Source organism: Phycicoccus flavus (assembly GCF_004025965.2).
GTDB lineage: Bacteria > Actinomycetota > Actinomycetes > Actinomycetales > Dermatophilaceae > Phycicoccus > Phycicoccus flavus.
The window spans coordinates 15,820-37,018 of the sequence record NZ_SAYU02000022.1 but is presented as its reverse complement, the minus strand read 5'-3'; the positions used below and the strand labels follow the sequence as shown (position 1 = coordinate 37,018).

General features: G+C 72.1%; 17 protein-coding genes and 1 pseudogene. 15 read left to right on the top strand and 3 right to left on the bottom strand.

Annotation, left to right across the window (positions count from 1 at the left end; all coding sequences use genetic code 11):
• Nucleotides 1-5: 5 nt before the first annotated feature.
• The 15 genes and pseudogenes from EPD83_RS08495 to EPD83_RS08430 all read left to right on the top strand — a co-directional run bounded on the left by EPD83_RS08495 (nucleotide 6) and on the right by EPD83_RS08430 (nucleotide 17,182).
• On the top strand, nucleotides 6-605 hold the full coding sequence (locus EPD83_RS08495; RefSeq protein WP_128367583.1) for a NuoB/complex I 20 kDa subunit family protein: 600 nt from the start codon (nucleotides 6-8) through the stop codon (nucleotides 603-605).
• Complete coding sequence (locus EPD83_RS08490; RefSeq protein ID WP_128367582.1) at nucleotides 602-1,453, top strand: NADH-quinone oxidoreductase subunit C; 852 nt, start codon at nucleotides 602-604, stop codon at nucleotides 1,451-1,453. Before EPD83_RS08495 ends, EPD83_RS08490 begins: the two co-directional genes overlap by 4 nt.
• Entirely contained in the window at nucleotides 1,453-2,856 is a 1,404-nt protein-coding gene (locus EPD83_RS08485; RefSeq protein WP_128367581.1) for an NADH-quinone oxidoreductase subunit D, read from the top strand. Before EPD83_RS08490 ends, EPD83_RS08485 begins: the two co-directional genes overlap by 1 nt.
• Nucleotides 2,856-3,659 (top strand): annotated as a pseudogene (nuoE, locus tag EPD83_RS08480) (NADH-quinone oxidoreductase subunit NuoE); the annotation flags it as partial. The gene EPD83_RS08485 and the pseudogene nuoE, both read left to right, overlap by 1 nt.
• A gap of 180 nt (nucleotides 3,660-3,839) precedes the next feature.
• On the top strand, nucleotides 3,840-4,247 hold the full coding sequence (locus EPD83_RS21125; RefSeq protein WP_456107191.1) for a sunset domain-containing protein: 408 nt from the start codon (nucleotides 3,840-3,842) through the stop codon (nucleotides 4,245-4,247).
• Nucleotides 4,244-5,572, top strand: a complete 1,329-nt coding sequence (gene nuoF, locus EPD83_RS08475; RefSeq protein ID WP_128365592.1) for an NADH-quinone oxidoreductase subunit NuoF — start codon at nucleotides 4,244-4,246, stop codon at nucleotides 5,570-5,572. The genes EPD83_RS21125 and nuoF overlap by 4 nt, the downstream gene beginning before the upstream one ends.
• Nucleotides 5,569-8,049: an NADH-quinone oxidoreductase subunit G gene (locus tag EPD83_RS08470; protein ID WP_128365593.1), complete on the top strand. Its 2,481-nt coding sequence runs from the start codon at nucleotides 5,569-5,571 to the stop codon at nucleotides 8,047-8,049. Before nuoF ends, EPD83_RS08470 begins: the two co-directional genes overlap by 4 nt.
• Entirely contained in the window at nucleotides 8,046-9,434 is a 1,389-nt protein-coding gene (gene nuoH, locus EPD83_RS08465) for an NADH-quinone oxidoreductase subunit NuoH (protein WP_128365594.1), read from the top strand. Before EPD83_RS08470 ends, nuoH begins: the two co-directional genes overlap by 4 nt.
• Nucleotides 9,427-10,044, top strand: coding sequence for an NADH-quinone oxidoreductase subunit NuoI (gene nuoI, locus EPD83_RS08460; RefSeq protein ID WP_128365595.1), 618 nt, complete (start codon nucleotides 9,427-9,429; stop codon nucleotides 10,042-10,044). The genes nuoH and nuoI overlap by 8 nt, the downstream gene beginning before the upstream one ends.
• On the top strand, nucleotides 10,041-10,817 hold the full coding sequence (locus EPD83_RS08455; protein WP_128365596.1) for an NADH-quinone oxidoreductase subunit J: 777 nt from the start codon (nucleotides 10,041-10,043) through the stop codon (nucleotides 10,815-10,817). Before nuoI ends, EPD83_RS08455 begins: the two co-directional genes overlap by 4 nt.
• Nucleotides 10,814-11,113 carry an NADH-quinone oxidoreductase subunit NuoK gene (gene nuoK, locus EPD83_RS08450; protein ID WP_128365597.1) on the top strand — a complete coding sequence of 100 codons (300 nt, stop codon included), beginning with the start codon at nucleotides 10,814-10,816 and terminating at the stop codon, nucleotides 11,111-11,113. Before EPD83_RS08455 ends, nuoK begins: the two co-directional genes overlap by 4 nt.
• 9 nt (nucleotides 11,114-11,122) lie before the next feature.
• Nucleotides 11,123-13,054, top strand: a complete 1,932-nt coding sequence (nuoL, locus tag EPD83_RS08445; protein ID WP_128365598.1) for an NADH-quinone oxidoreductase subunit L — start codon at nucleotides 11,123-11,125, stop codon at nucleotides 13,052-13,054.
• Entirely contained in the window at nucleotides 13,051-14,592 is a 1,542-nt protein-coding gene (locus tag EPD83_RS08440) for an NADH-quinone oxidoreductase subunit M (protein ID WP_128365599.1), read from the top strand. Before nuoL ends, EPD83_RS08440 begins: the two co-directional genes overlap by 4 nt.
• Entirely contained in the window at nucleotides 14,592-16,163 is a 1,572-nt protein-coding gene (gene nuoN, locus EPD83_RS08435; protein ID WP_128365600.1) for an NADH-quinone oxidoreductase subunit NuoN, read from the top strand. Before EPD83_RS08440 ends, nuoN begins: the two co-directional genes overlap by 1 nt.
• Nucleotides 16,160-17,182 carry a polyprenyl synthetase family protein gene (locus EPD83_RS08430; protein WP_128365601.1) on the top strand — a complete coding sequence of 341 codons (1,023 nt, stop codon included), beginning with the start codon at nucleotides 16,160-16,162 and terminating at the stop codon, nucleotides 17,180-17,182. Before nuoN ends, EPD83_RS08430 begins: the two co-directional genes overlap by 4 nt.
• A gap of 8 nt (nucleotides 17,183-17,190) precedes the next feature.
• Here the strand turns inward: EPD83_RS08430 and rarD are convergent, their stop codons facing one another.
• From rarD to EPD83_RS08420, 3 genes are read right to left on the bottom strand one after another with little or no spacing between them, the layout of a single operon-like run.
• The gene (gene rarD / locus EPD83_RS08425) at nucleotides 17,191-18,186 is read right to left on the bottom strand and encodes an EamA family transporter RarD (RefSeq protein ID WP_235950417.1); all 996 of its coding nucleotides are present in this window, start codon (nucleotides 18,184-18,186) and stop codon (nucleotides 17,191-17,193) included.
• The gene (locus tag EPD83_RS20640) at nucleotides 18,183-19,271 is read right to left on the bottom strand and encodes a 2-oxoacid:ferredoxin oxidoreductase subunit beta (RefSeq protein ID WP_128365602.1); all 1,089 of its coding nucleotides are present in this window, start codon (nucleotides 19,269-19,271) and stop codon (nucleotides 18,183-18,185) included. The genes rarD and EPD83_RS20640 overlap by 4 nt, the downstream gene beginning before the upstream one ends.
• Nucleotides 19,268-21,133 (bottom strand): 2-oxoacid:acceptor oxidoreductase subunit alpha, encoded by a 1,866-nt coding sequence (locus EPD83_RS08420; RefSeq protein WP_128365603.1) that lies wholly within the window; start codon nucleotides 21,131-21,133, stop codon nucleotides 19,268-19,270. The genes EPD83_RS20640 and EPD83_RS08420 overlap by 4 nt, the downstream gene beginning before the upstream one ends.
• Nucleotides 21,134-21,199 lie beyond the last annotated feature (66 nt).

The window sequence follows — 21,199 nt, the reverse complement described above, 5'->3', positions numbered from 1 at the left end:
GCGTGATGGGACTCGAGGAGAAGCTGCCCGCGGGGTTCGCCCTCACGACGTTGGAGAACGTCGTCGGCTACATGCGCAAGGGCTCGATCTGGCCCGCGACCTTCGGGCTCGCGTGTTGCGCCATCGAGATGATGGCCGTCGGCACCCCCGACTACGACATCGCGCGCTTCGGCATGGAGCGCTTCGCCGCCACGCCGCGCCAGGCCGACCTCATGATCGTCGCCGGACGGGTGAGCCAGAAGATGGCGCCCGTCGTGCGGCAGGTCTACGACCAGATGCCGAACCCCAAGTGGGTCATCTCCATGGGCGTCTGCGCGTCCTCCGGCGGCATGTTCAACAACTACGCCATCGTCCAGGGCGTCGACCACGTCATCCCGGTCGACATCTACCTGCCCGGCTGCCCGCCGCGCCCGGAGATGCTGCTCAACGCCATCATCGAGCTGCACGGCCAGATCCAGCACAGCAAGCTCGGGGTCAACCGGGTCGCCGCCGCGCGCGCGGCCGAGGCCGCCGCCCTCTCGGCGACGCCCACCTCGCAGATGGCGCCGACGCACGACCACTTCGCGCACATCGCGGCGCCGGCCGGGAAGAACCTCCTGGCATGAGCGACGAGAAGGCCGAGAAGAACACCTCCCCCGAGGGCACCGGGCTCGAGTCCGGCGAGGGCACGACGCTGCCCGACAAGGAGGTCGACTCCGCTGACACCCGCACCGACGACGACCGCCAGGCCGTCGACGTCGCGCACGCCACCGGCGTCGGCCGCTGGGCCGAGCTGTCGCCGGTCGACAGCGAGCCGGTGAAGATCGGCGAGCGGCGCGGCATGTTCGGGGCCACCCGCGGCCAGGACACCTCCGGCTACGGCGGGCTCGTCACCCCGACCCTCCTGCCCGGCGCCAGCGCCCGCCCGTACGGGTCCTACTTCGACGAGGTCGCCGACATCCTGGGCCGTGCCCTCGGCGAGTCCGTCGGCTACGACGACGCCGTCGAGAAGGTCGTCGTCGACCGCGGCGAGATGACCCTCTTCGTGGCCCGGGAGCACCTGGTCGCCGTCGCCCGGGTCCTGCGCGACCACCCCGACCTGCGTTTCGAGTTGTGCATGGGCGTCTCCGGCGTCCACTACCCCGGCGAGCCCGGCCGCGAGCTGCACGCCGTCTACCCGCTGCTGTCGATCACCCACGGCAGCCGCCGCCTGCGCCTCGAGGTCACCTGCCCCGACGACGACGCGCACGTCCCGTCGGTCGTCGAGGTCTGGCCCGGCAACGACTGGCACGAGCGCGAGGTCTGGGACATGTTCGGCATCGAGTTCGACGGCCACCCGGCCCTCACGCGCATCCTCATGCCGGACGACTGGCCCGGCCACCCGCAGCGCAAGGACTACCCGCTCGGCGGCATCCCCGTCGAGTACAAGGGCGGCGTCGTCCCGCCGCCCGACGAGCGGAGGGCGTACAGCTGATGACGACCCACGACGAGACGATCTACGACGACACCGCCGCGAGCCCCGGGCTCGACCCGGCGCTGCCCGGCGACCCCTACGGGGCGTCGGTCGACGACGACACCGACGACGCGCCGGTCTTCACCGTCTCCGGTGGCGACTGGAACGACCTCGTCGACGAGGCCACGGCCCTGTCCGAGGAGCGCATCGTCGTCAACATGGGCCCGCAGCACCCGTCGACGCACGGCGTGCTCCGGCTCATCCTCGAGCTCGACGGCGAGACCGTCACCGAGGCGCGGGCCGGCATCGGCTACCTGCACACGGGCATCGAGAAGAACATGGAGTTCCGGACCTGGACGCAGGGCGTGACGTTCTGCACCCGGATGGACTACCTCACCCCGATGTTCCAGGAGGCGGCGTACTGCCTCTCCATCGAGCGGCTGCTCGGCATCACCGAGCGCATCCCGGAGCGCGCGTCGGTCATCCGCGTGCTCATGATGGAGCTGACCCGCGTCAGCAGCCACCTCATCGCCCTCGGCACCGGCGGCATGGAGATGGGCGCGACGACGGTGATGACCGTCGGCTTCCGCGAGCGCGAGCGGATCCTGCGGGTCTTCGAGGCCGTCACCGGCCTGCGGATGAACAACGCCTACATCCGTCCCGGCGGCGTCGCCCAGGACGTGCCGCACGGCGCGGTCGACATGGTCCGCGGCGTCGTCACCGAGCTGCGCACCGGCCTCGGCGAGCTCGAGAAGCTGCTCGTCGAGAACCCGCTGCTCAAGGGCCGCACGGTCGGCGTCGGCTACCTCGACCTCACCGGCTGCACGGCGCTCGGCGTCACCGGCCCGGTGCTGCGCTCCACCGGCCTGCCGCACGACCTGCGCAAGTCCGCCCCGTACTGCGGCTACGAGACCTACGACTTCGAGGTCATCACCCGCAGCGGCTGCGACGCCTACGACCGGCTCCGCATCCGCATCGACGAGATGTACGAGTCGCTGAAGATCGTCGAGCAGACCCTCGACCGGCTCCAGCGCACCGAGGGCCAGCCGGTCATGGTCGAGGACAAGAAGATCGCCTGGCCCGCCCAGCTCGCCATCGGCGGCGACGGCCAGGGCAACAGCCTCGACCACATCCGCGAGATCATGGGCACCTCGATGGAGGCCCTCATCCACCACTTCAAGCTCGTCACCGAGGGCTTCCGCGTCCCGCCGGGCCAGGCCTACGCGGCCGTCGAGTCCGCGAAGGGCGAGCTGGGCTGCCACACCGTCTCCGACGGCGGCACCCGTCCCTACCGGGCGCACTTCCGCGACCCGAGCTTCAACAACCTGCAGGCCGTGGCCGCGATGTGCGAGGGATCGCAGGTCGCCGACGTCATCGTCGCCGTGGCCTCCATCGACCCCGTCATGGGAGGTGTCGACCGCTGATGGCCGGAGACTTCGGTCTGCAGTCCGCCTCCGGGCACCTCACGGTGCCCGAGGTGTCCAAGGAGCCCTACCCCGCCGACGTCGAGGCGCGCTTCCGCGCCGACGCCGCTGAGGTCATCGCCAAGTACCCGCAGAAGCGGTCGGCGCTGCTCCCGCTGCTGCACCTCGTGCAGTCGGTCGACGGCTACGTCACCGGGCGCGGCATCGACCTGTGCGCCGAGCTGCTCGACCTCACGACCGCCGAGGTCTCGGGCGTCGCGACGTTCTACACGCAGTACAAGCGCCACCCCAACGGCGAGTACACCGTCGGGGTCTGCACGAACACGCTGTGCGCGATCATGGGCGGCGACGAGATCTGGGAGACCCTCTCGGACCACCTCGGCGTCGGCCACGACGAGACCACCGAGGACGGCACCATCACCCTCGAGCGCGTCGAGTGCAACGCGGCGTGCGACTACGCGCCGGTCGTCATGGCCAACTGGGAGTTCTTCGACAACCAGACGCCGCAGTCGGCGACGCAGCTCGTCGACGACCTGCGCGACGGCCGCGACGTGCGCCCCACCCGGGGCCCCAACCGGGTGTGCTCGTTCAAGGAGATGAGCCGCACCCTCGCCGGGTTCTCCGACGGCCTCGCCGACGAGGGCGTCGCCGCGGGCCCCGCCTCGCTCGTCGGCCTCGAGATCGCCAAGCGCAACGGCTGGACCGCCCCCGAGGGCGCCGGCGGCCGCGACCACAACGAGGCCCCCGAGCTCGACGCCCAGGGCAGCACCGAGGTCACCCCCGCCCACGACGAGGCCAAGGCCGAGAAGGCCGAGCCCGCCGCCGAGCGCGACGAGACCGACGACACCCCGGGCGAGAAGCACGCCGCAGACGCCGGCGGCAAGGCCCCCGAGAAGGGCGAGAAGGAGGCGAAGGAGGAGGCCCCGGCCGGACCGCCGGTCGTCTCCACCGGTGACGGCGTCTCCGGCGTCGCCCGTGAGCCCGTGCGCAAGGCCGACGCCGTCGACATCGCGCCCGCCCAGTCCGCGGACCTCGAGCATGCCAAGGACCGGGCCGCGAACGTCTCGGCCCAGAGCGCCAGCGTGCCGGCCGACCACGACGCCTCGCCGTCGGCGAGCCTGTTCGACGAGACGACCGAGCGCGCCGAGGACCGCAGCGGCTTCGAGGACGGCGGCTTCGGCGACCTGTCCGCGCGGTCCGGCCCCGACGGCACCGGCCCCCGTGGCTGGGACGTCAAGGGCAACGCCGACTCCATGCTCTTCCACACCCCGCAGTCGCCCTGGTACGGGCGCACCCGCGCCGAGGTGTGGTTCCGCGACGCCGAGGCGGCGCGGGCCGCGGGCTTCACCGACGCCCGCGACCGCCGCCGCGACGGGAAGGGTGACCGATGACCGACACGCTGACCCCGATCCTCACCCGCACCTGGGACGACCCGCGGGCCTGGACGCTGCAGAGCTACCGGGACTCCGGCGGCTACCGCGCGCTGGACAAGGCCGTCGGCATGGAGCCCGAGGCCATCCTCACCGCGGTCAAGGACTCCTCGCTGCGCGGCCGCGGCGGCGCCGGGTTCCCCACCGGGATGAAGTGGTCGTTCATGGCCCCGCCCGACGGCGGGCCGCGCTACCTCGTCGTCAACGCCGACGAGTCCGAGCCGGGCACGTGCAAGGACACCCCGCTCATGCTCGCCAACCCGCACGTCCTCATCGAGGGCGTCGTCATCAGCTCGATGGCCATCGGTTGCGAGCACGCGTTCATCTACATCCGCGGCGAGATCGTCCACGTCTACCGTCGGCTGCTGCGCGCGGTCGAGGAGGCCCGCGAGGCCGGCCTCGTCGGCGAGAACGTCCTCGGCAGCGGACGCACCGTCGAGATCACCGTCCACGCCGGCGCCGGCGCCTACATCTGCGGCGAGGAGACCGCGCTCCTCGACAGCCTCGAGGGGCGCCGCGGCCAGCCGCGCAGCAAGCCGCCGTTCCCCGGCGCCGCGGGGCTGTACGCCCGCCCGACCTCGGTGAACAACGTCGAGTCCATCGCCTCGGTCCCCGGGATCGTCCTCGAGGGCGCCGACTGGTTCACCGGCATGGGCACCGAGAAGTCCACCGGTTTCGGCATCTTCAGCCTCTCCGGGCACGTGAAGAACCCCGGCCAGTTCGAGGCGCCGCTCGGCATCACGATGCGCGAGCTGCTCGACCTCGCCGGCGGGATGCGCGACCCGGACAAGGAGCTCAAGTTCTGGACCCCGGGCGGCTCGTCCACCCCGATCTTCACCGCGGAGCACCTCGACGTCCCGCTCGACTTCGAGTCCGTCGCCGCGGCCGGGTCGCTGCTCGGCACCCGGGCGCTCCAGGTGTTCGACTCCACCGTCTGCGTCGTGCGCGCCGTCGACCGTTGGACCGACTTCTACAAGCACGAGTCCTGCGGCAAGTGCACCCCGTGCCGCGAGGGCACGTGGTGGCTCAAGCAGATCCTCGGCCGGATCGAGCACGGGGAGGGCAGCGAGGAGGACTTCGACAAGCTCCTCGACATCTGCGACAACATCCTCGGCCGCAGCTTCTGCGCGCTCGGTGACGGCGCGACGAGCCCGATCACGAGCTCCATCGAGTACTTCCGCGACGAGTACCTCGCCCACCTCACCCACGGCGGCTGTCCGTTCGACCCGGCGGCCTCGACGCTGTGGGCGAAGGACGGCCACGCGAAGGAGACCGTCTCCGCATGACCGCGACGACGCAGACCCAGGCCCCGGCCGAGCTCGTCACGCTGACGATCGACGGCCTCGAGGTGTCGGTGCCCAAGGGCACCCTCATCATCCGGGCCGCCGAGCAGGCCGGGATCGATATCCCGCGCTTCTGCGACCACCCCGGCCTGGACCCGGTCGGCGCGTGCCGCCAGTGCCTCGTCGAGGTGTGGATGCCCGGCCGCCCCGGCCCCGACGGCACCCCCGGCGAGCCCACGCAGATGCAGGGCCCGCCCGGACGGATGAAGCCGCAGGCCTCGTGCACGATGACCGTCGCCCCGGGCATGGTCGTCAAGACGCAGTACACGTCCGAGGGCGCCGACAAGGCGCAGAAGGGCGTCATGGAGCTGCTGCTCATCAACCACCCGCTGGACTGCCCCGTCTGCGACAAGGGTGGCGAGTGCCCGCTGCAGAACCAGGCGATGAGCAACGGCCGCGGCGGCTCCCGGTTCGAGGACGTCAAGCGGACCTACCCCAAGCCGATCAACATCTCCAGCCAGGTGCTGCTGGACCGCGAGCGCTGCGTGCTGTGCGCCCGCTGCACCCGCTTCTCCGACCAGGTCGCCGGTGACCCGTTCATCGCCCTCGTCGAGCGCGGCGCGCTGCAGCAGGTCGGCATCTACGAGGAGAAGCCGTTCGAGTCCTACTTCTCCGGCAACACCGTCCAGATCTGCCCGGTCGGCGCGCTCACCGGCGCGGCCTACCGCTTCCGCAGCCGCCCCTTCGACCTCGTGTCGACCCCGAGCGTCTGCGAGCACTGCGCCAGCGGCTGCTCGCAGCGCACCGACCACCGGCGCGGCTCGGTGCTGCGCCGGCTGGCGCAGGCGGACCCGGAGGTCAACGAGGAGTGGAACTGCGACAAGGGCCGCTGGGCCTTCGCCTACACCCAGGTCGGCGACCGCGTCGAGCTGCCGATGGTGCGCGGCGAGGACGGCGAGCTGCGGGTCGCCTCCTGGCGTGAGGCCCTGGAGCGCGCCGCCGAGGGCCTGCGGGCCGCGCACTCGCCGGCGGTGCTCGTCGGCGGCCGGGTGAGCGCCGAGGACGCCTACGCGTACGGCAAGTTCGCCCGCACCGTCATCGGCACGAACGACGTCGACTTCCGCGCCCGCCCGCACTCGGCGGAGGAGGAGCAGTTCCTCGGCTCGCAGGTCGTCGGCACCGGCCCGGGCGACGGCTCGGTCACCTACGCCGACCTCCAGGCGGCCGCGGGCGTCCTGCTCGTCGGGCTGGAGCCCGAGGACGAGAGCCCGATCGTCTTCCTGCGGCTGCGCAAGGCGTACCGCAAGACCCGCACCCGCGTCTTCGCGGTGTCCCCGGTCGCCACCCGCGGCCTGGCCAAGATGGGCGGCACGCTCATCCCCACCGCCCCGGGCACCGAGCCCGAGGTCCTGCGCGCGGTCGCGGCCGGCTCCGGCGGGGACCTCGTCTCCGACGCGGCCGACGCGCTGCGCGAGGGCGGGGTGATCCTCGTCGGCGAGCGGCTGGCCACGGTGCCAGGCGCCCTGTCGGCCGTCCTCGCCCTGGCCGAGGCCACCGGCGCCCGTCTCGCGTGGGTGCCGCGGCGCGCCGGCGAGCGCGGCGCCCTCGAGGCCGGCGCGCTGCCGAGCCTCCTGCCCGGCGGCCGTCCCGTCGCCGACGCCACGGCGCGCGAGCAGGTTGCCTCGGTCTGGGGGGTCGGGGACCTCCCGGCCACGCCGGGCCGCGACACCGCCGGCATCGTCGCGGGCGCCGCCTCCGGCGAGGTCGACGCGCTCGTCGTCGGGGGGGTCGACCCCGCCGACCTCGGCATCCCGGGAGCCGCCTTCGCCCTGGCCCGTCCGTTCCTCGTCTCCCTCGAGCTGCGCCGCTCCGCGGTCACCGAGGTCGCCGACGTCGTGCTGCCCGTCGCGGCGCACGCCGAGAAGGGCGGCACGTTCGTCGACTGGGAGGGCCGCCTGCGACCCTTCGAGGAGGCGCTGGAGACCACCTACGTCAGCGACTACCGGGCCCTGGCCATGCTCGCCGACGAGATGGGCGAGTTCCTCGGCACCCGGACGCTGCGCGAGGTGCGCGGCGAGATGCAGCAGCTCGGACCGTGGGTCGGGGCGCGTCCGCAGGCCCCGACGGTCGAGCCGGGCCAGGTGCCCGAGCTCACCGACGGCACCCTCGTCCTCGCCACCTGGCGCCACCTGCTCGACCGAGGCCGGATGCAGGACGGCGAGCAGTTCCTCGCCGGCACGGCCCCGGCGGCCGTCGCGCGGGTCTCCCCGGTCACCGCCACCGCGCTCGGTGTGGTCGAGGGCGACGCCCTCACCGTGCGGGGCGCCGAGGGCGTCACGGTCACCGCCCCGGTCGTGCTCACCGAGATGGCCGACCACGTCGTGTGGCTGCCCACGAACTCGCAGGACTGCGACCTGCGGGGCACGCTGGGCGGCGCGCCCGGCACGCTCGTCTCCGTCACCAAGGAGGGTGTCTCATGAGCCTGCCCGCCAGCGCGCTCCCGGACCTCGCGGCGCTGACCGCCGCGACCAACGACAACCCGGTCGCGGACTTCACCGACACCCCGCTCTGGCTGACCCTGGTCAAGGCGCTGCTGATCTTCGTCTACCTGCTGCTCTCGACCCTGCTCGTCATCTGGTTCGAGCGGCGCGTCATCGGCCGGATGCAGCAGCGTCCCGGCCCGAACCGCAACGGCCCCTTCGGCCTGCTGCAGACCCTCGCCGACGGCATGAAGCTCATGCTCAAGGAGGACGTGCGGCCCAAGGCCTCGGACGTCATCGTCTTCACCCTCGCCCCGCTCATCACCGCGACGATGGCCTTCGTCTCGTTCGCGATCATGCCGATGGCGGGCGAGGTGTCGATGTTCGGGCACACGACGCCGTTCCAGCTCACCGACACCCCCGTCGCCGTGCTGCTCGTCCTCGCCGTCGCGGGCGTCGGCATCTACGGCGTCGTGCTCGCCGGCTGGTCCTCGGGCTCGACCTACCCGCTCATCGGCGGCCTGCGCAGCTCGGCGCAGATGATCTCCTACGAGATCGCCATGGGGCTCTCGCTCGTCGCTGTGTTCCTCTACGCCGGCTCGATGTCGACCTCGCAGATCGTCGCGGCGCAGAGCAGCCTGTGGTTCGTCGTCCCGGCGTTCTTCAGCTTCTTCGTCTACGTCATCACCATGGTCGGCGAGACCAACCGCCTGCCCTTCGACCTCGCCGAGGGCGAGGGCGAGCTCACCGGCGGCTTCCACACCGAGTTCGGCTCGATGCGCTTCGCCATGTTCTTCCTCGGCGAGTACATCAACATGTTCACCGTCTCGGCGCTGGCCACGACGATGTTCCTCGGCGGCTACGCGGCCCCTCCCGGCATCGCGGCCATCAACGGCGGCATGTTCGACGAGGGCTGGTGGGGCCTGTTCTGGTTCACCGCCAAGCTCTGGGCCTTCATCTTCGTCTTCGTCTGGCTGCGCGGGTCCCTCCCGCGCGTGCGCTACGACCAGTTCATGCGCTTCGGGTGGAAGTTCCTCATCCCCTCGACCCTGCTCTGGGTCGTCCTCGTCGCCTTCTTCCGCGCCGGCCAGAACGGCTGGATGACCTTCCTGCCCGATGTCACCGTCGCCGGCCGGGTCTTCCCCGGCAGCTCGCTGGCGCTCGTCGGCGTCGTCGCCGTCCTCGCCCTCGTCGGCGGCTGGATGTGGGACGCGCGCGCCGAGCGCAAGGAGGCCGCGCTGCACCCGCACGTCGAGGACGAGATCGACCCGTACGCGGGCGGCCACCCCGTCCCCCCCATGCCCGGCCAGCGGTTGCGGGAGCCCTCGCTCTCCGCGCCGGCCCTGACCGGGACGTCCGACACCGAGGAGGCCACTCGTGGCTGACGAGCAGAGGGGCAAGGGCTTCTTCTCCGACCTGTTCGCCCCCGTCGCCGGGTTCGGCGTCACGTTCTCGACGATGTTCCGCAAGGTCGCGACCGAGGAGTACCCCGAGGAGAAGCGCCCGACCCAGCCGCGCTTCCACGGTCGCCACCAGCTGAACCGCCACCCCGACGGGCTCGAGAAGTGCGTCGGCTGCGAGCTGTGCGCCTGGGCCTGCCCGGCCGACGCGATCCTCGTCGAGGGCGCGAACAACGACGACACCGGCGACGGGGCGGGGCGCTTCAGCCCCGGCGAGCGCTACGGGCGCGTCTACCAGATCAACTACCTGCGCTGCATCTTCTGCGGGCTGTGCATCGAGGCCTGCCCCACCCGGGCGCTCACGATGACCAACGAGTACGAGCTCGCCGACGACAACCGCGCCGACCTCATCTACACCAAGGACCAGCTGCTGGCCCCGCTCCAGCCGGGGATGCTCCAGCCGCCGTTCCCCATGGTCGACGGCCTGGAGGAGCGCGACTACTACCTCGGGAAGGTCACCGAGGCCACCGACGCCCAGCGCGAGGTGGTCGCGGGCCGGACCCGCAGCGACGACGACGCGGAGGTGACCTCGTGACCGGCTCCGGTGAGGAGGTGATGTTCTGGATCCTCGGGCCGCTGTCGGTGCTCGGCGCCCTCGGGCTCGTGTTCGCCCGCAAGGCCGTCCACGCCGCCCTCGGGATGGCGCTGACGATGATCATCCTCGGGGTGTTCTACATCGCCCAGGACGCGGACTTCCTCGGGGTCATCCAGATCTTCGTCTACACCGGCGCGGTCATGATGCTCTTCCTCTTCGTGCTCATGCTCGTCGGCGTCGACTCCAGCGACAGCCTCGTCGAGACCATCACCGGCCAGCGCTGGGCCACGGCGGTCCTCGCCGTCGGGCTCGGGCTGCTCCTCGGCCTCCAGGTCGGCAAGGCCAACATCGGCGGGGCCGACGTCACGGCGCTGGCCACCCTCAACGCCGAGAACGGCAACGTCTCCGGCGTCGCCGAGCTGATCTTCGGCCGGTACGTCTGGGTCTTCGAGATCACGAGCGCCCTGCTCATCACGGCCGCGCTCGGCGCCATGGTCCTCGCTCACCGCGAGCGGCTCGGCAAGGGCCCGGACCAGAAGGAGTGGAGCCGCCGCCGCTTCCGCGAGGGCAAGCACCTCGCCGGCCTGCCGGCCCCCGGCGTCTACGCCCGCCACAACGCCGTCGACACCCCGGCGCTGCTGCCCGACGGCACGCCCGCCGAGCTGTCGGTCTCCCGGGTGCTCACCGCCCGCGAGCAGAACGTCAGCCCCGAGCTGTGGGTCGAGGACGAGCGCGACATCGAGCGCGACGTCGCGGAGGGGAGGGACCGATGAGCCTCGTCAACTACGTCTACCTGGCGACGGTCCTCTTCGTCATCGGCGGCGCCGTCGTCCTCACCCGCCGCAACGCGATCATCGTCTTCATGGGCGTCGAGCTCATGCTCAACGCCGCGAACCTCGTCTTCGTCACCTTCGCCCGCATGCACGGCAACCTCGACGGCCAGGTCCTCGCCCTGTTCGTCATGGTCGTCGCCGCCGCCGAGGTCGTCGTCGGGCTCGCGATCATCATGGCGATCTTCCGGTCCCGCCGGTCGGCCTCGGTCGACGACGCGAACCTGCTGAAGCTGTAAGGAGCACTGGTGCACTCACTCATCACCGCGGAGGGCGTCCCCGCGGCGGCGGACGCGAGCGGCGCGGCCTCGGCCGCGTGGCTGCTCGTCGCGCTCCCGCTGCTCGGCGCGGCGATCCTCCTCCTCGGCGGCCGCCGGACCAACCGGTTCGGTCCGGCGCTGGCCACCGGGATGTCCTGGGCGAGCTTCGCGTTCGGTGTCGTCGTGCTCGTCCAGCTGCTCGGCGCCTCCGCCGAGGAGCGCGCGCACCACCTGACGCTGTGGAGCTGGATCCCGGCGGGCTCCTTCGACCTCGACCTCGGGCTGCTCGTCGACCCGCTGTCGGTGGCGTTCGTCATGCTCATCACGTTCGTCGGGTCCCTCATCCACGTGTACTCGCTCGGGTACATGGAGCACGACCCCGACAAGCGGCGCTTCTTCGCCTACCTCAACCTCTTCGTCGCGGCGATGCTGCTGCTCGTCCTCAGCGACAGCTACCTCCTGCTGTTCGTCGGCTGGGAGGGCGTCGGCCTGGCGTCCTACCTGCTCATCGGGTTCTGGAACTGGAACCCCGCCTACGCCACCGCGGCGAACAAGGCGTTCATCGTCAACCGGGTCGGCGACCTCGGCCTGTCGCTGGCCATCATGACGATGTTCATCAGCTTCGGCGGGGTCTCCTACGCCACCGTCAACGAGGGCGTCGCGAACGCCGGCCAGGGCACGCTCGTCGCCATCGGCCTGCTGCTGCTCGTCGGCGCCTGCGGCAAGTCCGCGCAGTTCCCGCTCCAGTCCTGGCTCGGCGACGCCATGGCCGGCCCGACCCCGGTGTCGGCGCTCATCCACGCGGCGACGATGGTCACCGCCGGCGTCTACCTCGTCGTGCGCTCGCACGTCATCTACGACGCCGCACCGGACGCCGCCCTGGCCGTCGCGCTCGTCGGCGCCGTGACGCTGCTCTTCGGGGCGGTCGTCGGCTGCGCCAAGGACGACATCAAGAAGGCCCTCGCCGCCTCGACGATGAGCCAGATCGGCTACATGATGCTCGCGGCCGGGCTCGGGCCGGTGGGGTACGCCTTCGCGATCTTCCACCTGCTCACCCACGGCTTCTTCAAGGCCGGCATGTTCCTCGGCGCCGGCTCGGTGATGCACGGCATGAACGACCAGGTGAACATGCGCCGGTTCGGCGGGCTCTCCGGGGCCATGAAGATCACCTGGGCGACCTTCGGCCTGGGCTACCTCGCGATCATCGGGCTGCCGCCGTTCTCCGGCTTCTGGTCCAAGGACGAGATCATCCACTCCGCCTTCACCGGCGAGGGCTGGCGGCCGTGGGTCCTCGGCGGCGCGGCGCTCGTCGGCGCCGGCATCACCGCCTTCTACATGTCGCGGCTGTTCTTCATGACCTTCCACGGCGAGAAGCGCTGGACCGAGGACGTCCACCCGCACGAGTCGCCGAAGATCATGACGATCCCGATGATGGTCCTCGCCGTCGGTTCGGCCTTCCTCGGCCTCGCGCTCGGCCCGACGCACGCCATCGAGCACTGGCTGGAGCCGGTGGTCGGTGAGCACCCCGAGGCCGACGCCGTCATCGGCACGCTGCCGCTCATGGGCATCACGCTGCTCCTCGTCGTCGGCGGCATCTACCTGGCCTGGCGCTCCTACTGGCGCGAGGACGTCCCCGAGGTCGCGCCCCGCGCGTCGGTGCTCACCCGCGCCGCCCGGGTCGACCTCTACCAGGACGCCGTCAACGAGGGCCTGTTCATGCGGCCCGGCACCCACCTCACCCGCTCCCTCGTCTTCGCCGACGCGCGGGGGGTCGACGGTGCGGCCGGCGGCATGGCCGCCCTCGTCGGTGGCTTCTCCTCGCGGCTGCGCCGGCTCCAGACCGGCTACGCCCGCTCGTACGCCCTGACGATGCTCACCGGTGTCGTCGCCGTCCTCGGTGCTCTGTGGGTGATCCAGTGACCTCCCTGCCCCTGCTCACGCTGATGATGGTCGTGCCGGTGCTCGGCGCGGTCGTCGTCGCGGCGCTGCCCACCGGCTCGGTGCGGCTGGCCCGTCCGGTGGCGCTCGGCGCCTCGCTCGTGACGCTCGTCCTCGCCGTGCTCGCCTGGGTCGCGTTCGACGCCGGGTCCGGCCGGATGTTCCAGCTCACCGAGACCCACTCGTGGATCCCCCAGTTCGGGGTGTCCTACGCGCTCGGGGTCGACGGCATCGCCCTGGCGCTCATCGTCATGGCCGCGATCCTCACCCCGGTGTGCATCCTCGCGGCGTGGAACGACGAGGTCGTCGACACCCCCGGCCGGTTCAAGCGCTACTTCGCGCTCATGCTCGTCCTCGAGGCGTTCATGGTCGGGGTGTTCGCGGCCACGGACGTGTTCCTCTTCTACGTCTTCTTCGAGGCCATGCTCATCCCGGTGTACTTCCTCATCGGGCTCTACGGCGGCCCGCAGCGGCAGTACGCGGCCGTGAAGTTCCTCCTCTTCAGCCTGGCCGGCGGGCTCGTCATGCTCGTCTCGGTCATCGCCGTGTACTTCGCGGGCCCGGGCGGCGAGAACGGCTTCCTCGTCGAGCAGCTCGTCGGCAACGTGAACGGCTCCACCGGGGCGCTGCGCTGGATGTTCGTCGGCTTCTTCATCGCCTTCGCGGTCAAGGCGCCGATGTGGCCGGTCCACACCTGGCTGCCGGACGCCGCCACCGAGGCCCGCCCGGCCACCGCCGTGCTGCTCGTCGGCGTGCTCGACAAGGTCGGCACCTACGGGATGATCCGCTTCTGCCTCCAGCTCTTCCCCGAGGCCTCGCAGTGGGCGACGCCGGTCGTGCTCACCCTCGCTGTCATCTCCGTCGTCTACGGCGCGCTGCTCGCGATCGGCCAGACCGACATGATGCGGCTCATCGCGTTCACCTCGATCAGCCACTTCGGCTTCATCGTCCTCGGCATCTTCGCGATGACGAGCGTCGGCGGCGCCGGCGCCAACCTCTACATGATCAACCACGGCTTCTCGACGGCCGCGCTGTTCCTCATCGCCGGGTTCCTCGTGACGCGCCACGGCAGCAAGCGGATCCCGGACTACGGCGGCTGGCAGCGGGTGACGCCCGTGCTCGCCGGCACCTTCCTCGTCGCCGGCCTGTCCTCGCTCGCCCTGCCGGGCCTGTCGACCTTCGTGTCGGAGTTCCTCGTGCTCCAGGGCACGTTCATGCGCTACAAGGTGGCGGCCGTCATCGCCGCGCTCGGCATCGTCCTCGCGGCGCTCTACATCCTCCTCATGTACCAGCGGGTCATGACCGGCCCGAAGCCGGCGTTCCCCGAGGACGCGGTCCCGGCCGACCTCAGCCACCGCGAGCGGTGGGTCGTCGCGCCCATCATCGCCGCGTTCGTCGTGCTCGGCTTCTACCCCAAGCCCGTGCTCGACGTCCTCAACCCGGCGGTGCGGACGACGATGGAGATCGTCGGCGTCACCGACCCGTCCCCCGCCGCCGAAGCCTCCGGGAGTGCGAAGTGATGCCCGCCGTCGTGTCCGCCGCCCTGCCCGCCGCCTTCGAGCAGGTGCAGATCGACTACCTCGCGATCGCCCCGATGATGGTCGTCGTCGCCGGTGCCCTCGTCGGTGTCCTCGTCGAGGCCTTCGCGCCGCGCGAGCGCCGGCACGGCATCCAGGTCGGGCTGACCATCGGGACGCTGCTCGTCGCGCTGGCCGTGCTCGCCGTCTGGAGCCGCGACCACCTCGCCGTGACCCTTGGCGGGTCGATGGCCATCGACGGTGTCGCCCTCTTCCTCCAGGGCACGCTGCTCGGCCTCTCGGTCATCGGCGTCCTCGTCATGGCCGAGCGCTTCGGCGGCACCGGGTCCGACGCCTTCACCCCGATGGGTGCCTCCACGCCCGGCTCGGCCCAGGAGACGGCCGCCACCCGGGCCGGCTACGCGACCTCCGAGGTCTTCCCGCTCACCCTCTTCGCGGTGCTCGGGATGATGGTGTTCGTCGCCGCCAACGACCTCATCACGATGTTCGTCGGGCTCGAGGTCCTCTCGCTGCCGCTGTACGTGATGACCGGGCTCGCGCGCCGGCGGCGGCTGCTGTCGCAGGAGGCGGCGCTGAAGTACTTCCTCCTCGGCGCGTTCTCCAGCGCGTTCTTCCTCTTCGGCGCGGCCCTGCTCTACGGCTACGCGGGGTCCTCCGACCTCGGCCGGATCGGGACGGCCATCACGACGAACGCCGGCGAGCTCGACGGCCTGCTGCTGCCGGGCGTCGTGCTCACCCTCGTCGGGCTGCTCTTCAAGGTCGGCGCCGTGCCCTTCCACTCGTGGACCCCGGACGCCTACCAGGGCGCCCCGACCCCGGTCACCGGGTTCATGGCCGCGTGCACCAAGCTCGCCGCCTTCGGCGCCATCCTCCGGCTCACCTACGTCGGCGTCGGCTCGAACCGGTGGGACTGGCAGCTCGGCGTCGTCGTCGTCGCCATCCTCACGATGGTCGTCGGGGCGGTGCTCTCGGTGACCCAGACCGACGTCAAGCGGCTGCTCGCGTACTCCTCGGTCGCGCACGCCGGGTTCATCCTCGTCGGCGTGCTCGCCTTCTCGAAGGCCGCCATCGGCGGGGTGATGTTCTACCTGCTCGCCTACGGCGCGACGACCATCGCCGCCTTCGCCATCGTGACGATGGTCCGCCAGGACGGCTCGGAGGCCTCGCACCTGTCGCAGTGGGCGGGCCTGGGGCGCAACCACCCGGTCGTGGCCGGCGCGTTCGCCTTCCTGCTGCTGGCCTTCGCCGGCATCCCGCTGACCTCCGGGTTCACGGCCAAGTTCGCGACCTTCGCGCCGGCCGTCCAGTCCGGCACGGCGGGGGTCGTCATGGTCGTCGTCGGCGTGCTGGCCTCGGCGGTCACGGCGTTCGTCTACGTCCGCCTCATCGTGCTCATGTACTTCACCGAGCCGACCCCCGGCGTCGTCGCGCTGACCCCGTCGGTGCCCTCGACGGTCGCCATCACCCTGGGCGTGCTCATCACCGTCGTCGCCGGGGTGTTCCCGACCTGGGTCCTCCAGCTCGCCGGGAACGCCTCGTCCTTCCTCCTGTGAGCGCCGGGCCGCAGGCCCAGCGGGGAACGCCGTCGGTGCTCGCGCTGCCGGGCGCGGGCGAGGACCTGCGTGAGCGGCTCGTCGCCGGGCTGGCCGCCGTCGAGGACCTCATCGCCGCGCGGGTCGACGTCGAGGACCCCTTCGTCGCCGAGGCCGCCTCGCACCTGGCTCTCGCCGGGGGCAAGCGGTTCCGGCCGCTGCTGACCCTGCTGGCCTCCGAGCTCGGCACCGGCGCGGACGATCGGGTCGTCGCCGCCGCCACCGGCGTCGAGCTCACCCACCTGGCCTCGCTGTACCACGACGACGTCATGGACGAGGCCGACGTGCGCCGCGGGGCGCCGTCGGCCAACGCCCGCTACGGCAACTCGACGGCCATCCTCGTCGGGGACCTGCTCTTCGGCACGGCCTCGGACATCGTCGCCGACCTCGGACCCCAGGCCGTGAAGATCCAGGCCCAGACGTTCGTGCGGCTGTGCTCCGGCCAGATCCGCGACGACCGGCCCTGCCCCGAGGGCACCGACCCCGTGGCGTACTACCTCTCGGTCCTCGAGGACAAGACCGGCGTGCTCATCGCCACCGCCGCCCGCTACGGCGCGATGTTCGGCGGCTGCGACGAGCACACGGTCGAGGTGATGCGCGAGTACGGCGAGCGGCTCGGCATGGCCTTCCAGCTCGCCGACGACCTCATCGACATCGCGTCCGGCGCCGACGAGACCGGCAAGACGCCCGGCACCGACCTGCGCGAGGGCAAGCGCACCCTGCCGGTCCTCTACGTCCTCGCCTCGCAGGACCCGGCCGACGCGCGCCTCCGGCAGCTCCTCGCCGGCGACCTCGACGACGACGCCGCGCTCGAGGAGGCCCTCACCCTCCTGCGCGTCAACCCCGCGATGGACCGGGCTCGCGAGCACGCCCTCGCCGCGGCCGCCCGGGCCCAGGAGGTCCTCGGGTCGCTGCCCGGCAGCGAGGCCCGGGACGCGCTGCACGCCCTGGCCACGGGGGTCGTCACCCGCGTCGGCTGACCCGCGGGTCAGCGCGTCGGCTCCGGGACCTCCGGGGCGACGGTCCGGCGGGCGCGGCGGTGGCGGCGGGCGGCGGTCACCGAGTCGTAGGACAGGACGAGCAGCGCGACCCAGACGATGCCGAAGCCGATCCACAGCCGGCCCGAGACGTGCTCACCGAGCAGGGTGACGCCGACGACGAGCTGGAGCACCGGCGTGACGAACTGGATGAGCCCGACGGTGACGAGCGGGATGCGCCGGGCGGCGGCGGCGAAGAGCAGCAGCGGAACGGCCGTGACGACGCCCGCGAGCACGAGCAGCGCGGCGTGCACCGGGCCGCCCGTCGTGAAGGTCGTCGCCCCCTGCGCCGCGAGCACGAGGAGGACGACGACCGCGACGGGCGAGAGGGCGGCGGTCTCGGCGGCGAGCGAGCGCATGGCGGTGAGCGAGGCCCCGACCCGCTTCTTCGTCAGCCCGTACAGGCCGAAGGAGAACGCCAGCGCGAGGGGGATCCACGGCACGACGCCCCCGGCGACGGCGAGCCACACCGACGCGAGGGCGCCGATGCCGACGGCGACCCACTGCAGCGGCCGCAGCCGCTCGCGCAGGACGAGGACACCGAGGGCGACGGTGACGATGGGGTTCAAGAAGTAGCCGAGCGCGGCCTCGTAGGTCCGGTCGGTGAGGACCGCGAGGACGTAGATCGTCCAGTTGGCGGCGATGAGCAGGCCGGCCACCGTGATGCCCGCCGCCAGTCGCGGCCGGGCGAGGAGGTCGCGCACCCACCGCAGGTCGCGGCGGACGAGGAGGACGAGGGAGCAGACCGCGAGCGTCCACAGGATCCGGTGGGCGAGGATCTCGAAGGCCCCGGCCGGCGCGAGGGCCGCGAAGTAGAGCGGGAACAGCCCCCAGATGCCGTAGGCGAGGAACCCGTAGCCGGTGCCGCGGCGGACCTCCGCGGCCGCGTCGGACCCGTCGTCGGGGGCCGCGCCGGGGGCGGGGGGCGTCGAGCCGCCCTCGGTCACCCCACGGTCCAGGTGTCGCGTCCTCGCAGGAGCGCGGCGAGGTCGTCGTCCGTGGCGGGCCCGCCCGCGGTCTCGACCGCGGCGTCGACCTGGGCCCGGACGAGGTCGTCGTACGTCGGCCGCGAGACCTGCCGGAAGATCCCCATCGGCACGTGCGTCATCTCCGGGGAGTCCAGCCGCGACAGGGCGAAGGCCCCGGACGGGTCGTCGGCGGCGGCGTCGTGGACGACGACCTCGCGCGCGCCGACCTCGGCCTCCGGGACGAACTCCGAGGCACCGCCCGCGACCCGGACGAGCACGCGGCGGTCGTCCTCGGGCCCGACCGTGACGGGCTCCCCGGAGCGCAGCCGGACGATGCGGGCCGCCTGCTGGGTGCGGTCCTTGAGCACCTCGAACGCGCCGTCGTTGAAGATCGGGCAGTTCTGGTAGATCTCGACCAGTGCCGTGCCGCGGTGCTGGGCGGCGGCCTTGAGCACGGTGGTGAGCTCGGCGCGGTCGGACTCCATGGCCCGCGCGACGAACGTCGCCTCGGCCCCGAGGGCCAGCGAGGCGGGGTTGAACGGGGCGTCGACCGACCCCAGCGGGCTCGACTTCGTCACCGTGCCCGGCCGCGAGGTGGGGGAGTACTGGCCCTTGGTGAGTCCGTAGATCTGGTTGTTGAACAGCAGGATCGTCATGTTGACGTTGCGGCGCAGCGCGTGGACGAGGTGGTTGCCGCCGATGGACAGCGCGTCGCCGTCCCCGGTGACGACCCACACCGACAGGTCGGGCCGGGAGGTCGCGAGGCCGGTGGCGATGGCGGGCGCCCGTCCGTGGATGGAGTGCATCCCGTAGGTGTCGAGGTAGTACGGGAAGCGCGAGGAGCAGCCGATGCCGGAGACGAAGACGATGTTCTCCCGGCGCAGCCCGAGCGAGGGCAGGAAGGACTGGACGGCGGCGAGGATGACGTAGTCGCCGCAGCCGGGGCACCAGCGCACCTCCTGGTCGGAGGTGAAGTCGCGCTTTGTCTGCGCGGGCGCGTCGTCCGGCAGGTGGGGGACGTGCTGGAGGCCGGTCGTGGGCAGGCCGAGGTCGACGGTGGTCATCGGATCTCCTCGAGGGTCGTGGAGAGGACGTCGGCGAGCTCGACCGTCGTGAACGGCAGGCCGCGCACGGAGGTGTGGGAGCGGACGTCGACGAGGTACTTGGCGCGCAGGAGGAGCGCGAGCTGTCCGGTGTTCATCTCGGGGACGACGACGCGGTCGTAGCGGCGCAGCACGTCGCCGAGGTTGCCCGGGAAGGGGTTGAGGTGACGCAGGTGCGCGCGGGCGATGGCGCTCCCGGCGTTGCGGACGGTGCGGGTGGCCGCGGCGACCGGCCCGTAGGTCGAGCCCCAGCCGAGGACGAGGACCCGGGCGTCGCCGGTGGGGTCGTCGACCTCGAGGTCGGGGACGGTGATGCCGTCGACCTTGGCCTGCCGCAGCCGGACCATGCGGTCGTGGTTGTCCGGGTCGTAGCTGATGTCGCCGGTGACGTCGGCCTTCTCGATGCCGCCGATCCGGTGCTCCAGGCCGGGCGTGCCGGGGACCGCCCACGGCCGGGCCAGGGTCTCGGGGTCGCGCAGGTAGGGGCGGAAGACCGGCTCGCCGGCGTCGTCGGTGGCGTTGGGCTCGGTGGCGAGACCGACGTCGAGCGCCGGCAGGTCGGCGACGTCCGGGACCGACCACGGCTCGGAGCCGTTGGCGAGGTAGCCGTCGGACAGCAGGACGACCGGCGTGCGGTACGTCGTCGCCATCCGCACGGCGTCGAGGGCGGCGGCGAAGCAGTCGGCCGGGGTCTGTGCGGCGACGACGGGGACGGGCGACTCGCCGTTGCGGCCGAACATCACCTGGAGCAGGTCGGCCTGCTCGGTCTTGGTCGGCAGCCCGGTGGAGGGTCCGCCGCGCTGGATGTCGACGACGACGAGCGGCAGCTCGAGGGAGACGGCCAGGCCGATGGTCTCCGACTTCAGCGCGATGCCCGGCCCCGAGGTGGTCGTGACGCCGACCGCGCCGCCGTAGGACGCCCCGAGGGCGATCCCGACCCCGGCGATCTCGTCCTCGGCCTGCACGGTGGTGACGCCGTGCCGCTTCATGCCGGAGAGCGCGTGGAGGATGTCGGAGGCGGGCGTGATCGGGTAGGAGCCGAGGACCAGCGGCCGCCCGGCGCGGTGCGCGGCGGCGACGAGCCCGAGGGCGAGCGCGGTGTTGCCGGTGACGTTGCGGTAGGTGCCCGGCGGCATCGGGGCGGGCCCGACGACGTAGGTCGAGGCGAAGTCCTCGGTGGTCTCGCCGTAGCTCCAGCCGGCCTCGAGGGCGGTGAGGTTGGCGGCGAGGAGCTCGGGGTTGGCGCCGAACTTCTTCGTGAGGAAGCTCTTCGTGCCGTCGGTGGGGCGGGTGTACATCCAGGAGAGCAGGCCGAGGGCGAACATGTTCTTCGCCCGCTCCTTCTCCTTGCGCGACAGCCCGCCGTACTCCGCGAGCGCCTCGACGGTGATCGAGGTGAGCGCCACCGGGTGCAGGTGCCAGGAGTCGAGGCTGCCGTCGTCCAGCGGGCTCGCGGCGTAGCCGACCTTCGCGAGGTTGCGCTTGGTGAACTCGTCGGTGTCGACGATGAGCACGGCGCCGCGGGGCAGGTCGCCGAGGTTGGCCTTGAGCGCCGCCGGGTTCATCGCGACGAGGACGTCGGGGGCGTCGCCGGGGGTGAGGACGTCGTGGTCGGCGAAGTGCAGCTGGAAGCTCGAGACGCCGGGCAGCGTGCCCTGGGGGGCGCGGATCTCGGCCGGGAAGTTCGGCAGCGTCGACAGGTCGTTGCCGACCGCCGCGGTCTCGGAGGTGAAGCGGTCGCCCGTCAGCTGCATGCCGTCCCCGGAGTCACCGGCGAACCGGATGACGACGCGGTCGAGGGTCTGGGCGGTCTTGCTGGTCACGGTGGTCCTGGGAGCTTGGAAGTCGTGGGTCGGTGCCCTCCCCGCGGGGCAGGCGCACCGCCTTCC

What these genes read in the sequence shown, in the direction of transcription:
- nuoF (WP_128365592.1), top strand. Translation starts at nt 4,244, where the DNA reads ATGACCGACACGCTGACCCCGATCCTCACCCGCACCTGGGACGACCCG.
- EPD83_RS08470 (WP_128365593.1), top strand. Translation starts at nt 5,569, where the DNA reads ATGACCGCGACGACGCAGACCCAGGCCCCGGCCGAGCTCGTCACGCTG.
- EPD83_RS08485 (WP_128367581.1), top strand. Translation starts at nt 1,453, where the DNA reads ATGACGACCCACGACGAGACGATCTACGACGACACCGCCGCGAGCCCC.
- EPD83_RS20640 (WP_128365602.1), bottom strand. Translation starts at nt 19,271, where the DNA reads ATGACCACCGTCGACCTCGGCCTGCCCACGACCGGCCTCCAGCACGTC.
- nuoH (WP_128365594.1), top strand. Translation starts at nt 8,046, where the DNA reads ATGAGCCTGCCCGCCAGCGCGCTCCCGGACCTCGCGGCGCTGACCGCC.
- EPD83_RS08490 (WP_128367582.1), top strand. Translation starts at nt 602, where the DNA reads ATGAGCGACGAGAAGGCCGAGAAGAACACCTCCCCCGAGGGCACCGGG.
- EPD83_RS08495 (WP_128367583.1), top strand. Translation starts at nt 6, where the DNA reads ATGGGACTCGAGGAGAAGCTGCCCGCGGGGTTCGCCCTCACGACGTTG.
- nuoN (WP_128365600.1), top strand. Translation starts at nt 14,592, where the DNA reads ATGCCCGCCGTCGTGTCCGCCGCCCTGCCCGCCGCCTTCGAGCAGGTG.
- nuoK (WP_128365597.1), top strand. Translation starts at nt 10,814, where the DNA reads ATGAGCCTCGTCAACTACGTCTACCTGGCGACGGTCCTCTTCGTCATC.